The sequence below is a fragment of the Synechococcus sp. MIT S9509 genome, assembly GCF_047303035.1.
In the GTDB taxonomy this organism is placed as follows: domain Bacteria; phylum Cyanobacteriota; class Cyanobacteriia; order PCC-6307; family Cyanobiaceae; genus Synechococcus_C.
Window position 1 is genome coordinate 1121895 of record NZ_CP138940.1, and the last position, 13360, is coordinate 1135254.

Genomic DNA, 13360 nt, shown 5'->3' on the forward strand with positions numbered 1-13360 from the left:
CAAAACTATTTCCCAATTGCCAATGAATACCATTGATTAAATGTATATCTTTGCGAATTGTTGAGGCTCGTGTTGGAAATGATCAATGAATTGAAACTTTAAAAAAGACAGCCAAATGATGGTAATTCTGCTAAACGATGATTAGCCATCACCTCTCGTTAAATGCTCCAAGGCCGATATGAGCACAAAGGCATGGCTTATGTCATCAAGGAAATGACCGGTGGACCTGGATATCTCGTGCTTGGCTCACCGAAAGGTCACTTGAAACAGCTGGGCAGAGAATATCCATCACTGAAAGCTGCTGATGCTGCTGCTCGACGCGCTATCGACCAGATGCTTGCAGAAACAAAGTAAAAAGCCCCCCATGCCGGAGGGCTGTCTACGCAGGTGGGCAAGAATATGGTAGAAATACTCAGTGATCAACCGTGGCTACCACGCAGACTTTCAACACTCAAGCAAGAGCGGACTTAAACCCAGCCTTGGATGATCTGCGGAAATCGATTCCGGTAAATGCTGGACAGACTCAAAGAGCCCGATCCTGCAATTGCAAGAACGAGGAATATGAAAAAGTACAGCGCTGATGTCTCAAATTCATAATTGTGCGCTTCAACAATTGCGAATGGAGCACCTTGAAGACCGGTGTCAAGAAAGTGAAAGACCATCGCAAACAACATGGTGGACAACAACCCAATCACGGCAGGACGAGTCGCAATGCCCAAGACCAGAAACACCGATCCGATGATTTGTGTGTAGGCAGCCAGATAGGTCCAGAGGATGTGATCAAAAGGCAGGAATGGGAAATACTGATCAACGATGAAAGAGGTGAATCCAGCTGGATCCTGCAATTTCTCAAGCCCGTGGTGAATCATGAGCACTCCTGCTGAAACACGCAGAATGAGCAAACACAAGTCAGAGGAAAGTGATGTCGATGTTTCTTCACTCATGACTTTTGATTCGGCAAAAACTTGACAATTCTACACCTTTTCAAGGCCTGGCCACCTGGTGCGGTGATAGATGAGAACTGCCGGTGAGTTGCGCTGGTGAAACCATCCCTAGTTCTCACCAGCTCAACCTGCCTGATTTGAATGAAAAGAGAGAATCTCAATCGTTCAAATCAAACCAATTGCAAATCAGCAATCGGCAAAACAACTGTCGATCAAACAAATCCGCGTTTCAGCAAGTATGAGACATCCCGAGGTGACAGGCGTTGCCGACAGCTCGTAGCAAAACATCAAAACGAAAACAAGACTCTTTACGAAAGCAGAGAAACAACAAATGGACTTGCAACTAGTATCAACCAGCACACTACCTAAAGACTGAGTAAACGTAAGTTAAAACTATGGAAAAATACAAGTTGCAACGGCTTTCCGAGGAATATTTTCTATTGACCCATCCCGATGGCAGATGGGAAATCATTCACGAAGAACGAATCATCACAAAGATTGAGCCTTAACATTCAACAAGTCGAGGCAAGCCCAAGCCAAAGTGTAAGAAATGCTACCTACATTCGTGTGGACAGGTCATGACATCAATCGATTGGAAGATTGGTTGTCAGAACGCATACAACACCTGATTGATGCGAAGCAACCTCTGGCCGCATCAGCGTTGTTTGATGAATTTCAATTGGATCGGCACAGCAATGCTTCTGGTCATTAAAACTTTTGATACACTCATTGAGAGTTACTTGTTTGGTGACAGTGGAAAGACTCTACGGAGATGACAAAAAAAAAGCTCTCTCCAATTTTTATGACCATTTCTGCGAAGAAATAGATCAACTCTTTTTCAAGAAGTTTCAGGAATTATCAGACCTGAACATTGGCGAAGGCGAAACCACAAGAATTGTTGGACGACTGCTCAATGCCAAAACCAATGTCGTTGATCAAATTCGAGGATGACGCAACAAGCTTGTCTTGACGACATTGAGGTTCAAAGCGTTATTGTTAATAGTGATTCATCAATAAGACTTGGAACATCAAAAGCACAATCGCAAGTCGTCGTTATGGGCCTGGTTGAGTAAACCACTGGACACTCTCAAAAGACGCGTTGCAGTGGTACCGTCAGTCAATGACACCGTGAGCGCGATGAAGGAGATTGGTGTTGACCTGACAAAAGACGAAAAATAGGGATTTAAGGCTGTATCAATTGCTTAAATGTTTAGATGCCATCCAAACCGCGTAATCGAATCGGCGAGAACTACGGTCGATTAACAGTGATTCGAGCATCCGAGCGCAGAACAAAAAGCGGTAATGCCTATTGGTGGTGCCTTTGCAGTTGTGGCCGGAAAAGAGAAGTGGCTGGAGACAAGCTCTCGACAAACACAATGCGCAAAAAGCCTGTCGTGACAGCTTGCCTTGTTTGTTCAAGAGAACTTCAGATCGAAGGAGTTTGCGCCAAAAATGATCGAGAAGAACGTCAGAGAAGAGAACAGGCCAAACGTCAACGCGCCAACTTGATGGGAAAAGTACCAGAAACCTGGCTGAAACTTCCTCTGACCGATGCCCATGCTCGCGAACTGGGACAGGTTTTGTTTTTTCGTGGAACATGTTGTCTGCGAGGACACCTGGCCCCGTATCGCATCAATGGAGGGTGTCTTGCCTGTGCAGGCCAGACACCCTCCGCACAATGAACATTGATTCAGCCAGAGTCAAACCCAAAACAGAGGCATTCATACAACAAAAAAATCTGTTTCTTGTCAGAGAACCAAAACCTAATCGAATAAAAAACTGACTCTTCCAATATTTCTGGCTATTAAATGATGAAACCTTAGAAAAATAATGACCAGGTTTGTACTAAGAAGCGGCGAAGTATTTGAATCGGAGAGGGATCCTTCTGATTTCGATACTTTTTGTTATGAAAAAGATGGGCAGGAACAAACTTGCCACCTCCTTTCATTCCAATCAGAAATTTCATTTCTGATGATGTTGGGTGATGACCTCAATCTCAGTTATGAGCCGCTTCAAAGCAAAACCTGAAGCGATTGACGCACCCTCAGAAACAATTGTGTGAAGACTTAATGAAATCCTTCATGCATGAACAGGAAAGACTCGCTAGACAGCAGACATGGCGGACAACAACAAACGGCGAGCACTGGAAGCTCTGATCGAGCGGGCAGCGCAGACTCTGAACCTCAGTGAAGAGGAATCAAAAGCTCTGATTGCACCGATTTCTGAGCAGTTCAGACAACGCGAAGACGATCAGTGAATCAGCGAATACGCTTTTGCTCGAGCTCTCGCAGTGATTCGTATGCAGCCCAGAGGCCTTCCGTGACAGTGCAACACTGGGCTTGATCGCAAACCCGGTACTGACCACCACCAAGAGCATCGATGGTGGATCCCTTGGATGTCAGACAGATGCGGCTGGAATGAGCCATTGAGATGCAGCTTCGCGTCTTTTGGTCTACCTCTGCAAATTTGCGTCTATCAATCAACTGTAAATCATCTAAATTGTTCTCTTTGAAAAAAATCAAATTATAAAGACCATTTCAAGACAGGGCTCAAGTGTTGAGGAAAAAGGAGCCACTGCTTGTTTTCTAGAAAAATGTCTGACCAGCTATCCAGGCGTTAAACGGGGCGGTGGCAGCTTCAGATAAAGCCAGATAGCACGTGGTAGCAGTGCCAATAAAAGCAATGGCAACCCCTGTGGCGATCAGGGAGTCATAGAGTTTTTGTTCTGCCTTCGTCTCAGAACTTGGAAAGACACGACGCCTGGCCATACCAACTCCTGGTTACGTCCATTCTGACCTCAGAAGGAAAGAAAGAGCAACGCAAAGGTGCAAAGGTTCGCAACTCACCATCATGTAACCTTCGCTTCACGATGTAAAGATTGGTTTACAGACAGCAGCGGCAAGGAGTTCCGGCAAAGCCTTGAATCAACCTACAAAAGAGTTAATAATAATCTCACAATTGATTGTCTTGACAATCAATTGGCCTGCTTCTCAATGATGAGGCACTTTGTGACTCAGCGGTGACCGATCAAAGACTGGCCATTCTTCTGCAGGAAGCGGAAGAGCATCTGCTCAGGCAAAGCTGCCGCAGTCGTTACGAGCGATCAGTTGTGCGACTGCCTGACAGCAGGCGAAACATCTGGCTGAAAGACGACAAACGTGCTGCCTGACCAGGCCTTGATCAGGCTCAGGTCAGCAACATGACTGAAGCTGCGACAGCAAGACTCAGAGCGACAGCTGCACAGCTGGTCTTCCGCATCATCCACCCCATTGCCACAGGACATCGGATCGGTATAACTCAGCCGGTGCAAACAAAAAACCGCACCAGATCTGGTGCGGTTTCTCTCGAGCCAAGTGATCCCCATCACCCGGCCGTTTGCACCACATCTTGTGGTACTTGAAGAAGATGGTAATGCTTGCACCTCACATATGGAGTTTCTAAAGCTGTACTTCAGCTTTCAATGAACTTTTAACAGTTTTGAAACACTACCGAGAAAAACCCTGCATCTAGCGCTCCCACGACCTAACTTTGGTAACCCCATCACCCGGCCTGCCCCAGAGGCAGGCTTTTTTATTGGCAAGCACCATCTGTGGTGTGGTCGCGGAAGCCTGATTGAGCGGGATCGAAATTCAACATGGCGACAAGGTTCACAATCCGCAAAAAAAAAAAGGCCCAACGGGCCTTCAGTGGGTGTGAGGAGTTGGAATCCCTGTGAGGAGAACCAACTGACCGAGTTCTAGCAGCTTCTCTGTGCCATTCAAGAGACCGGCCCGCCAACAAGTGTCACTGTGACAGTGGAGTGACTAATATGATCTCGTGAGGAGAAAAGCTCACGTGGTGGAAACAAGGACACACTCACGTTGACCTTTCAGAACCCCTGCCTTTGGCGGGGGTTTCTTTTTGTTCTTTGATCAGAATCTGTTTCAGTTCAAATTTTCAGTGCTCGATGGATGGCTCAATGACAGACAAGGAAAGCCTGGTGGAGCAAGTCTTCGCAAAATATCGTTCTTACTGCAAGGAGATTGGCATCACGCCGGCAGAGATGATGCAGCAGGCTTACCTGAGTCACCTGAAGGGCCTCACAATGGATCAACTCAAAGCGAAACTGTGACGTAAACCGTTATGGAGATGAAAATCGAACCATGATTCGCGACTGAGTAATAATGCTCAAACCCCAGTCTGCAGCAGCATTTTAAACATCGATCAGTAATCAACAAGACGAATCAAACGAGGAGAACTCGCCAGAATCTATTGGCATAAAGTTTTGTGATGGATTCCGAAGTTCAAGAAGTCCTACAACGTGAAATCCTTGAGCGTTGCAACGAAGAGGAGAGAGAAGCAGTTGAGCGTTGGTTCAAAAGCTTTCAGGCCATCGGTCTGTCAAAATTGAATGGAATGTCTGTGGCACGCGGAACAAGCATGTCTTGCCCACTTTATTGACAACTGTTTGTTCAGAAACGAGCCAATAACTTTCACTAATCAATTTAGTTGATTACCATCAATAAAAAAATTTAATATCTGCAAAGTGCTGATCATAGGGGCAAATAATTCAATGAGAAAAATCATCAACTTAAAATACCCAGGTTTAATACGTTCGAACAATATATACTTATAATGCAAAAGAATCACACAAATAATTTATCAACAAACAAAACAAAAATAATAAATCCAACATTTAACAATGCAAGAACGCCACAAAAGGCGAGAGTCAGCATTTTAGAGACCTCATCAAGAATGCATTATGAATGAACCTTTCAAAAATGATTCGAAGTATCACTCTTCATCTTGTTCAGCCTGGCGCGCTCCGATCGCAAGAGCTGCAACAAAAGGGAGGATGGCAATCGCTGTTAATACTTCCATGAAATCACCATTCACAATCAGGAATTACAGGAAAGAGAACCACTGTCGATATCACCGAAGCGAACAACAAGTAACTCTTCTTTGGTGATGAAGCCTTTGTCATCAAGAAGTTCAGGATGAGTCGTACGAAGACCGGTTCTGTCACCGCTTCTCAACCGCGACCTCAGAGCGATGGCCAGGCAACGGAAAGCAGACAGCACAAGAAACGTACATGCGGCCAGGTAGGCAAATGGAAGAACTGATGACGTCATGCTCAACCCTTTGACTTCTTGACTGAAGGGAGGTCGGTGGGCTGAGCAAGCACATAAACGACACCAGCCGTTACGACAGACGCAAAAGCAATCAAGCCGTAAATGGCGGCGGAATAGTCAGACATCAGACCCCTATGAACTTCTGTAAAGCAGCATAGCCGCTTTGTAAAGCTGTGTAACCAGGTGTATCTACTTATCTGGAACGCTGATGAACCCTTCTCCACTCAAAGACCGTCAACCTCCTGCAGCGGCACGAATGACTCCGACATCAGCCAGACCAAGAACACGGATGAACACAGCGCTGATGACGCTGTAGGCAACAGCACCTAGCACGGCGCTCCGCACCCCATGCTTGAGGCGAAACCCTTCGATCAACGACGCAGCGAGACCAAAAAGAATCACAGTGATCAGCCAGTCGAACAGCCAGCTGACAGGTGCAATCAATCCACCAAGACTGGTCACCGCCCAGGGAAGCGCCAGAACAAACTTCAAAGGAAAGATCAAAAGCGTGCCGAGCAGACCAATGGTCACGGCAGACAGGAGAGCTGCCTGAAATCCGGCCAGTTCAACACCAAGAGGCATTGCCGCAACGAGCAGCAGAACAACGGCGCGAACGGGCCATTGCAACAACCAGCCGATCAACCCCATGAGAACACTGATACAAAGCTGAAGGCTAGGCCTGGACTGAGACTCAAGCAGGAACAGCGAATGGAGTTCCCTTCAATGATCCTCGAACGACAGTGTCCGGTGATCTGCTTGCTGTCAGATGGAAAGGGCAACAACGGTGAAACCCGTCAGCAATGAAACCGTGATTAACCACATGATCGGTCAGTCTTCGAGCTCCAGTTCGCTGGTCGCGCGTAAGGCAATCGTGAGCCCCACGACGGCGCCGAGAACGATGAAAGACATCATCTGAAAATGGGGAACTGCCTTGAGTGTTTGTACTTAGCCTAATTGGATGTTCTGTCGATAAGGTGTTTCAGGTAACACCGGGAGAAGATCCACCCAACAGACCCTGCTTTGAACAGTTTCACCAGGGGGGATTGGGCAAAACAGGACAGGAACAACCTTGGGCTTCAAACTCAACCGCTGACTCAGGCAAAGTGGGTTGGATGCCTGCCGGAATTGTCCCGGTGGGGGGGGGGCAGAGCCGCCCCACCCAGAATTCCATGCAGGACCAAAATTCTTCCTTCATCTGAAGGTGGTGCAATCCCCCAATGCCACCAGTTCAGAACCATCTGAAGGTGGAGGTGTCAGCAGGTGATCCGTGGAGTCTCTTCCAGTTGTACTGATCCTGGTCTCGATCATTGCGGCCAAAGTCGGCGACGGAAAGATCGTTGCGTCAATCAGAATTCACAGCCACCGACTGATCTGCACCGTTACTGGTGTCGCTGTGATTGCAGGGGCAACGCTCCTTGATGTCGACATCGGCAAACCTCCAGGTGACAACGCACTGCGTTCTGATGTTGAGATCCACCTGACAAGGCCAGGGCGTTGATGGGTTTCAGAGAAGCATGAACCACTCCTTCACTGCCATCACGACTTGAAATGGGAATTCCAGTGAACAGGAACATCACGTCGAAAAACAATGAGCATTAAAACCTAAGTATTATTGACTCATCAAAGTTTTATGTGGCAGCAACATTAATCCAGGAAATCATGCCTATAAAACTCGATCAGCCGGAGCATTTCAATGAGCTTCACGCTTCCTGCCGTTCTGATTGGCATCAGTTTTTATCTCCTGATGCGCTACCTGCTGTCACCTTTGATCTAGCAATAAACAACTAAAAAATTCGCAAACATCCAAGAACAGTGGGATCAGTTTCACTGAAGAATTGGCTGGAAATCGGTTACAAAAAACTGGAGGCACAAAAGCCCAGGAGACCGGAATGGACATACTTTTTTGCGACTGTTTGCAGACAAATGCAGGTCCAGACATCGCTCATGTAGTGATAATTACTCAGCGTGCACAGAACTTCTTCAACATGTTTGCGCATTTGTCTGCGTCCGCTGACTTTAGGGTGACAGGCATTCGCCAGGATGAAGATGAGAGCTCCGTCGCCGGAACCACTGTCTTGCCTGAAGTGGAGGATCGACGGGGAGCTTTCGGCACATGACACGGCACTTCTGGTGAACAGGCTCGCATCGTCAGAGAGATCACGACGGGGCTTCAAAGACCATTTCGAAAGACGTTTGCGTGGAACCAGCATCAAGCAAGACGCCTGTCAAACATAAGAAAGAGAATGCGTGTACGAAAACAATCCAGCATCAAGTGGTGACAGAGCAAATGTCAATGTGAAAAAAATGAGTATTTGGAGAATACGAATATGACCAGATATGAATCGCAAATGGTCGTTGCTCACGGTTTAAGCTATCGCTGAACGAAAGACAAAGACCCTTCATGCTGCGATTTTTAGGTGTAACCATGTTTGCTGCAGCTTTGGTTACTGCGCCTTATGCCGCCCAGGCGAATCTCAAGGACAACATCATTTTCAGCAGTTGCGCTGCGGCTATGCGGAAGGAATATAAGCAAGCTGACAAGCAACTTCTCCTGAGCCAACTCAACCAGACATGCAATTGCGTGGTTGAACAGATCAACAATCAAAAAAATATTGAACAAGCTAAAAATTCCTGCATCGACTCGAATATCCCAATAAGCAGCAACCAGGACAGGAGAACCCTGTAATCACATCGGGGCAACAAAATATCTTCACCGAAGAGACTCAAATCAAATCATTCTTATTATTATACTGAAAACATAATTACTCTTGGCTGCCGTTCTTGTCAATCACCTGAATTGAGTATTCAACTCGATCATCGGAACAACAAAGACCGGCATAAAACCGTTCAAGGTCGTCATAAGCCTCCGCATAAGTTCTGTAAGACGTGCGAGTCAAGGAGTCTTCGCCTCCATCGTCGCGAATGACGCGAACAAGCTGGTTTGAATCGCCTCTCACCGCAGTGGATCTGAGTAGGAACACTGATTCAAGCGCACAGGAACCAATTCAGACTGAAATCTGAATGCCCTGGGGCGCTCTCGCGATGGACAAACGGATGGAAGGCGCACCTTCAGGCCTGATTGAACAAAACATCACAAGGCATCTGTTGAATGAAAAGGTGTTGGCAGGTGATGAATGTCGTGCACGCAATGACCGTCAGACCTACTTCAGCCTGGCCAGGGAACTGGTGACTGCACAGTTCGTTCTCGCTGATCACGAACTGACACGCAGGCTCTGGCAGGAGGTCAGTGATCGGAATCTGGACATGGGGCGAATCATCAACCTCCTCTACCGCTGCAGCAGCCATGAAGATGAGAACGAAATGGTTGAGGTGGACAACGCCTTTCTGCAATTGACTGTGAGCTGAACATCCGGCTGCGTTGCCGGGTGCGGTAGCCATGCCGATACTGCAGAAACATCCTTCTCAGGGATCCGTCAGGAGCGACGCATGGCAACAAAGGTCTACAACGTGCGCTTTGAAACTGAAGGGGCAGACCTTTTTGTCGAAATGAATGCTGAAGCAGGCCTCAACCGCCAGCATCTGCTTGAAAAGGTGGTGGCGATTCTGGAAGACCGGCATGACATCGAAACCATCGACACCGAGCAAGGTGAAATGACCAGAGTCGACCACAGCGATGGCTCAGCCCTGCTGGCATGGCTCTCGATCTCAGGACAGACCTCAAGACAGGCTCTTGATGACGACGGTCTCGACGAAATCATGACCTGTCTGGTGTTCATGCTGTTTCCACCCGTGGTGGAAACCAGCGTTGCCAATGAGAACAACCGAAACCTGGTGTTGGCTTGAAACACAAACTGCCAACTGGTTTTTGAGCATTCCACGCAGGAATTGCTGTCTTATTGCTCTTTCGCGATGAGCAACATTCAGAACGCACTGGACATCAGAGAAACGAAGGGAAGCAACGTTCCCAGTGACGCAGTGCGGGAAGAGCTGCTGCGCAGGCCAGCTGAGAAGTTGCTGGCTCTGGTCTGACAGGCGGATGGAACGATTCCGCTATTTGACGACGTAATTCATGGGATTGGCGAAGGTTTAGGTGCCACAGGGGCTTGAGTCACGCCCGCCGGGAAGCATGGTGCCGGGGATCGTTCCGGCTGAGTAAAGCTGGCAAAGCTCTGCAGGAGGACGACTGTCAACCCACTGCTGAAACGAGGAATCCTGAGCCAGAAGCTGAGCGACCATCAGAACTTCATACATGGCGATTGGATGAACTACTCCATTGCTAGCCAGGGCGCAGGTCCTCGCTTAGCCGTGTTTTGTGCAACAGCCGGCTTCTTTACCTCCAGGTTTCTGAAAGTCCTTGCGTAGTTTTCTGCCTTGAACGGCAGTGACCCCTTTCCAGTAGCTCTCAAGTGCTGTCAACCGATGGCGTTCAGTCTTCCTCGTCAATGCACTGCTCAAGTTCGGCGACTAGCACGTCCAGATCCACCTCATAAAACCGCAGGCCGGGCTGCTGCTTGATGACAGCCCACTGCCAGTCAGCAACGATCTGACCTGCTGTGAGGTACGCGGCATCACCATCGAGCTTGCGAATCAGGTCGATGGTGTCCTCGCCAAAGCCAAGGCACCAGCCCATGTCATCAAAGATGCCCAGATCGCAGAGATCATTCCTGATCTCCTTGATTTCAGAGTCATTGTGATCGGCCTCATTCAGGCCAAGGTCTACAGCGATGATTCCGGCAGGAACAGCATCGGGACAGCCTTCTGAAGCCCAGTAATAGACATGTTCCAGAAAGTGCATCGGTTTCACTCCTGCAGCAGAGGCAGTTGATTCAGGGTGATTGTCCGTTGCCCATTCTCTGCCATGGCCTTGCGTGCAACAGCAGCCCAGGCCGGTGCTGCCGCTTGGATGAATGCTGAATCAGCTCACCCGACAGCTGACTGACTATCTATGTGAAGCGAAAAAACCCAGCTCCTGGAGAAACAGGGCTTTGCTTGATTGTTGATCGCCCTTCAGAAGCGCGGCTGCACTCCAAATCCTGCAGGCGCTCCATAGACGTTCCCATACCTCAGTCCATAGGCAGGAATCACGCGTGGATAGCGATTGACCTCTCGGTGATACGCGCGTCGGGCACGCCGGTAGTCACGCGTGTCGCGGCGAATCTCACGGCGCAGCTGCCTCAGCTCATGCCGCCTTTGCTGCTCGTAATTCCGCGCTTCAGCGGCAGGAGCCATTGCGCATGTTGTGGCTCCGATCAACCCAGCGCAAAGCACTGCTGTGGTGCAGACCCAGAGCAATTCCGGTGAGCCTCCAGTTAATGGCTCCGAGCATCTCACACAGGGGATGAGGAGTGATCGAACTCTTTCCCAATTGGTCGTGAAACGGACAACACGGACTGGATACTTCAACGTGAATGGGAGGGGGAACCCCAACACCAAACAACAGCTCCCAACCGGGGGCTTTTTTGTTGACCCACGCAGAGAGCACAACAATCGATTGGGAAGACGCAATGATCACCTTGCAGACTGTTGGGTTGTTCGGGAAAGTATTTGTACTTACTCACCGAACATGACCAGCGAAAGTCTGCTAGTGCTGTTTGTCAGCTTTTCCTGCGCCTGCCTGGCCCTGAGCATCTACAAAATGAACAGAACCGCCGAAGGGTGAACGAGACCCTTTAAGCCTTTTCCGCAGTACTCCAGGGAACCAACCAGCAGATGACCGGGCATCGCTTGATGCTGTGACTCGGAAACCATCGATCCGAAACAGCGCAGGCAGTGATCTGCAAGCTGAATCAGAGATGGAGACGAGCTGAACGCAGCGCTCTGCTCTTTGAAGCTCAGGCGCGGTACAGAGCCACACAGAGGCGCAGCGCGAGGACCGCAACATTGATCGCAATCACAAGAGCGATCACGAGCTGCACATTGGTGAGGGTGCTGTCCATCTCTGCCGAATGAAACCTGTGCATTATTTCGCGATTGGCCAGCGAGCGTGAGCTGACAATCAGCCTGGAACAGGTTGCAGGGATCTCCTGAGACAGGAGGGTCAGGAGTACCGGAAATCACTCAAAAGCAAGCGTCCCTGAAGACAGCTGAAGCGGAGTGGAGACGAGAAAAGCGCTGCCCGGGGCAGATCGCTGATACGAGCAAGCCGATCTGACTTCGGCAGCTGGGTACGGGAAGTACCTTTACAAACCGCAACCTGCTGCTTAACATAAGTTCATTAGCGGAAGCATCATGTTCGGCACCTCTGATCTCCTCGTTCTGATCGTCAGCTTTGGAGCGGCTTGCTTCACGCTCAGCCTGTACAAGGCGGCACGTCCTGCCCAGTGAGCGACTTCAGCTGAAAGCGACTGACCATTGGCTCAGGGCAGCACAAAGAGGCTGCTAAAAGCAGTGATCGCTTTTTTAAAGCTGTCAACCTGACGCGGGCAGCAAAAATTAGCCAAAATGATCAATGACCAACAAATAGGAGACTTTTTTGCATTAGAAACTATTTTGATTGGCTGAGCGCCAATTAAGCTCAATGGCTATCAACAAAAGCTAAAAAAGCGATATTGATTCAATAGCTTGCAGAATCAACCCAATTGACGGCATGCCATGCGGGGCGCAATGGAGTGGCTGAAATTCTCACTTGCTCTTGAAGACAGAATATTTAAACAATTTCACGAGAAGCTAGTCAATCAAATCAGTTCAGTCACTTCTTCAACACTGTTGTTGGTTGGCCATTTTCTCCAGCATAAAAAACAATCAAACGAACATCCTCAGAGCCAAGAGCTTTGCCGGAATGAAGGGTGTTAACAACTTCGATCAAGGTTTCCCCTGCCTTATATCTTTTTGTGATGCCATTTTTCAAGCGAAGTTCAAGCGTGCCATCAAGAATCACTGCCGCATTGATAACAGGATGATAATGCCAGGGGAGGGTGACACCGGCTGGAATTGTTATTCTTAAAACCTTGATTTGTGGCTGCCCATCTGGATAGTTGGGCAACTTGTTACCATCCCACTGCCTCGATGAGTTCGCTAATTCTTCAATTCTGACACCAAGTTTTCCGGCGCCATGACCATCATGGGCACTTGAAAACTGAACTCCAAATGGGATTGTCAGCAAAAGAGCAAGGGGAACGATCAGTCGCTTCATGGAAAAAGTGTTGATCTGCACAGTCTGGCTGCACAGGCAGGATTCGAAAACAAGACAGCCCTCAGATGGATGGCAACTGGAAAATTACATAAGCAGCCTGCTATGACAGATCATCAAGGCTGACACTGCACGACTGCGAAGGAACAGTCATCAACAAGGCAACGACGGACCGTGCAAAACCTGAATCAACAGATCAAGATCAGCCTGAAGAC

The 13360-nt window shown here is 48.6% G+C and carries 20 protein-coding genes; 10 read left to right on the plus strand and 10 right to left on the minus strand.

Annotated elements, in window-relative coordinates; translation table 11 throughout:
- Positions 1 to 192 precede the first annotated feature (192 nt).
- Positions 193 to 354, plus strand: a complete 162-nt coding sequence (locus tag SIB73_RS06300) for a hypothetical protein (protein WP_413402025.1) — start codon at positions 193 to 195, stop codon at positions 352 to 354.
- A 113-nt stretch (positions 355 to 467) separates the two neighbouring features.
- Here SIB73_RS06300 and SIB73_RS06305 read toward each other — a convergent pair whose 3' ends face one another.
- A complete protein-coding gene (locus SIB73_RS06305) occupies positions 468 to 944 on the minus strand; it encodes a DoxX family protein (RefSeq protein WP_413402024.1) in 477 nt (158 codons plus the stop codon).
- A 747-nt stretch (positions 945 to 1691) separates the two neighbouring features.
- Here SIB73_RS06305 and SIB73_RS06310 point away from each other — a divergent pair.
- From SIB73_RS06310 to SIB73_RS06320, 3 genes are all read left to right on the plus strand, one after another.
- Entirely contained in the window at positions 1692 to 1895 is a 204-nt protein-coding gene (locus SIB73_RS06310) for a hypothetical protein (protein WP_413402023.1), read from the plus strand.
- Between the two features lie 263 nt (positions 1896 to 2158).
- On the plus strand, positions 2159 to 2626 hold the full coding sequence (locus tag SIB73_RS06315) for an early protein (E6) (protein ID WP_413402021.1): 468 nt from the start codon (positions 2159 to 2161) through the stop codon (positions 2624 to 2626).
- Positions 2627 to 3060: 434 nt separating this feature from the next.
- Complete coding sequence (locus SIB73_RS06320; protein WP_413402020.1) at positions 3061 to 3201, plus strand: hypothetical protein; 141 nt, start codon at positions 3061 to 3063, stop codon at positions 3199 to 3201.
- Between the two features lies 1 nt (position 3202).
- On the opposite strand, the gene SIB73_RS06325 is transcribed toward SIB73_RS06320, so the two are convergent.
- On the minus strand, positions 3203 to 3370 hold the full coding sequence (locus SIB73_RS06325) for a hypothetical protein (RefSeq protein WP_413402018.1): 168 nt from the start codon (positions 3368 to 3370) through the stop codon (positions 3203 to 3205).
- 593 nt (positions 3371 to 3963) lie between these two features.
- On the opposite strand from SIB73_RS06325, the gene SIB73_RS06330 reads away from it, so the two are divergent.
- A complete protein-coding gene (locus tag SIB73_RS06330; protein ID WP_413402017.1) occupies positions 3964 to 4113 on the plus strand; it encodes a hypothetical protein in 150 nt (49 codons plus the stop codon).
- A gap of 789 nt (positions 4114 to 4902) precedes the next feature.
- Positions 4903 to 5055 carry a hypothetical protein gene (locus SIB73_RS06335; RefSeq protein ID WP_413402016.1) on the plus strand — a complete coding sequence of 51 codons (153 nt, stop codon included), beginning with the start codon at positions 4903 to 4905 and terminating at the stop codon, positions 5053 to 5055.
- A 766-nt stretch (positions 5056 to 5821) separates the two neighbouring features.
- Here the strand turns inward: SIB73_RS06335 and SIB73_RS06340 are convergent.
- The 3 genes from SIB73_RS06340 to SIB73_RS06350 all read right to left on the minus strand — a co-directional run bounded on the left by SIB73_RS06340 (position 5822) and on the right by SIB73_RS06350 (position 6703).
- The gene (locus SIB73_RS06340) at positions 5822 to 6055 is read right to left on the minus strand and encodes a DUF2973 domain-containing protein (protein WP_413402015.1); all 234 of its coding nucleotides are present in this window, start codon (positions 6053 to 6055) and stop codon (positions 5822 to 5824) included.
- Between the two features lie 2 nt (positions 6056 to 6057).
- On the minus strand, positions 6058 to 6180 hold the full coding sequence (locus SIB73_RS06345) for a hypothetical protein (protein WP_413402013.1): 123 nt from the start codon (positions 6178 to 6180) through the stop codon (positions 6058 to 6060).
- Between the two features lie 109 nt (positions 6181 to 6289).
- Positions 6290 to 6703 carry a phage holin family protein gene (locus SIB73_RS06350; RefSeq protein ID WP_413402011.1) on the minus strand — a complete coding sequence of 138 codons (414 nt, stop codon included), beginning with the start codon at positions 6701 to 6703 and terminating at the stop codon, positions 6290 to 6292.
- Between the two features lie 619 nt (positions 6704 to 7322).
- Here SIB73_RS06350 and SIB73_RS06355 point away from each other — a divergent pair.
- The 4 genes from SIB73_RS06355 to SIB73_RS06370 all read left to right on the plus strand — a co-directional run bounded on the left by SIB73_RS06355 (position 7323) and on the right by SIB73_RS06370 (position 9859).
- A complete protein-coding gene (locus tag SIB73_RS06355) occupies positions 7323 to 7553 on the plus strand; it encodes a hypothetical protein (protein WP_413402010.1) in 231 nt (76 codons plus the stop codon).
- A 903-nt stretch (positions 7554 to 8456) separates the two neighbouring features.
- Complete coding sequence (locus SIB73_RS06360; protein ID WP_413439753.1) at positions 8457 to 8741, plus strand: hypothetical protein; 285 nt, start codon at positions 8457 to 8459, stop codon at positions 8739 to 8741.
- A gap of 335 nt (positions 8742 to 9076) precedes the next feature.
- Positions 9077 to 9421, plus strand: coding sequence for a hypothetical protein (locus tag SIB73_RS06365; protein ID WP_413402004.1), 345 nt, complete (start codon positions 9077 to 9079; stop codon positions 9419 to 9421).
- 81 nt (positions 9422 to 9502) lie between these two features.
- The gene (locus tag SIB73_RS06370) at positions 9503 to 9859 is read left to right on the plus strand and encodes a hypothetical protein (RefSeq protein ID WP_413402003.1); all 357 of its coding nucleotides are present in this window, start codon (positions 9503 to 9505) and stop codon (positions 9857 to 9859) included.
- Positions 9860 to 10102: 243 nt separating this feature from the next.
- Here the strand turns inward: SIB73_RS06370 and SIB73_RS06375 are convergent, their stop codons facing one another.
- From SIB73_RS06375 to SIB73_RS06395, 5 genes are all read right to left on the minus strand, one after another.
- Positions 10103 to 10267, minus strand: a complete 165-nt coding sequence (locus SIB73_RS06375; protein ID WP_413402001.1) for a hypothetical protein — start codon at positions 10265 to 10267, stop codon at positions 10103 to 10105.
- 175 nt (positions 10268 to 10442) lie between these two features.
- Positions 10443 to 10820, minus strand: a complete 378-nt coding sequence (locus tag SIB73_RS06380; protein WP_413439754.1) for a hypothetical protein — start codon at positions 10818 to 10820, stop codon at positions 10443 to 10445.
- A 203-nt stretch (positions 10821 to 11023) separates the two neighbouring features.
- The gene (locus tag SIB73_RS06385; RefSeq protein ID WP_413401997.1) at positions 11024 to 11245 is read right to left on the minus strand and encodes a hypothetical protein; all 222 of its coding nucleotides are present in this window, start codon (positions 11243 to 11245) and stop codon (positions 11024 to 11026) included.
- A gap of 602 nt (positions 11246 to 11847) precedes the next feature.
- Complete coding sequence (gene psaM / locus SIB73_RS06390) at positions 11848 to 11952, minus strand: photosystem I reaction center subunit XII (RefSeq protein WP_413401995.1); 105 nt, start codon at positions 11950 to 11952, stop codon at positions 11848 to 11850.
- A 752-nt stretch (positions 11953 to 12704) separates the two neighbouring features.
- Positions 12705 to 13148, minus strand: a complete 444-nt coding sequence (locus tag SIB73_RS06395; RefSeq protein WP_413401993.1) for a cupin domain-containing protein — start codon at positions 13146 to 13148, stop codon at positions 12705 to 12707.
- Positions 13149 to 13360: the final 212 nt, after the last annotated feature.

What these genes read in the sequence shown, in the direction of transcription:
- SIB73_RS06345 (WP_413402013.1), bottom strand. Translation starts at nt 6,180, where the DNA reads ATGTCTGACTATTCCGCCGCCATTTACGGCTTGATTGCTTTTGCGTCT.
- SIB73_RS06375 (WP_413402001.1), bottom strand. Translation starts at nt 10,267, where the DNA reads ATGTATGAAGTTCTGATGGTCGCTCAGCTTCTGGCTCAGGATTCCTCG.
- SIB73_RS06385 (WP_413401997.1), bottom strand. Translation starts at nt 11,245, where the DNA reads ATGGCTCCTGCCGCTGAAGCGCGGAATTACGAGCAGCAAAGGCGGCAT.
- SIB73_RS06300 (WP_413402025.1), top strand. Translation starts at nt 193, where the DNA reads ATGGCTTATGTCATCAAGGAAATGACCGGTGGACCTGGATATCTCGTG.
- SIB73_RS06360 (WP_413439753.1), top strand. Translation starts at nt 8,457, where the DNA reads ATGCTGCGATTTTTAGGTGTAACCATGTTTGCTGCAGCTTTGGTTACT.
- SIB73_RS06305 (WP_413402024.1), bottom strand. Translation starts at nt 944, where the DNA reads ATGAGTGAAGAAACATCGACATCACTTTCCTCTGACTTGTGTTTGCTC.
- SIB73_RS06370 (WP_413402003.1), top strand. Translation starts at nt 9,503, where the DNA reads ATGGCAACAAAGGTCTACAACGTGCGCTTTGAAACTGAAGGGGCAGAC.
- SIB73_RS06325 (WP_413402018.1), bottom strand. Translation starts at nt 3,370, where the DNA reads ATGGCTCATTCCAGCCGCATCTGTCTGACATCCAAGGGATCCACCATC.
- psaM (WP_413401995.1), bottom strand. Translation starts at nt 11,952, where the DNA reads ATGGACAGCACCCTCACCAATGTGCAGCTCGTGATCGCTCTTGTGATT.
- SIB73_RS06365 (WP_413402004.1), top strand. Translation starts at nt 9,077, where the DNA reads ATGCCCTGGGGCGCTCTCGCGATGGACAAACGGATGGAAGGCGCACCT.
- SIB73_RS06315 (WP_413402021.1), top strand. Translation starts at nt 2,159, where the DNA reads ATGCCATCCAAACCGCGTAATCGAATCGGCGAGAACTACGGTCGATTA.
- SIB73_RS06335 (WP_413402016.1), top strand. Translation starts at nt 4,903, where the DNA reads ATGACAGACAAGGAAAGCCTGGTGGAGCAAGTCTTCGCAAAATATCGT.
- SIB73_RS06395 (WP_413401993.1), bottom strand. Translation starts at nt 13,148, where the DNA reads ATGAAGCGACTGATCGTTCCCCTTGCTCTTTTGCTGACAATCCCATTT.
- SIB73_RS06340 (WP_413402015.1), bottom strand. Translation starts at nt 6,055, where the DNA reads ATGACGTCATCAGTTCTTCCATTTGCCTACCTGGCCGCATGTACGTTT.
- SIB73_RS06320 (WP_413402020.1), top strand. Translation starts at nt 3,061, where the DNA reads ATGGCGGACAACAACAAACGGCGAGCACTGGAAGCTCTGATCGAGCGG.
- SIB73_RS06350 (WP_413402011.1), bottom strand. Translation starts at nt 6,703, where the DNA reads ATGGGGTTGATCGGCTGGTTGTTGCAATGGCCCGTTCGCGCCGTTGTT.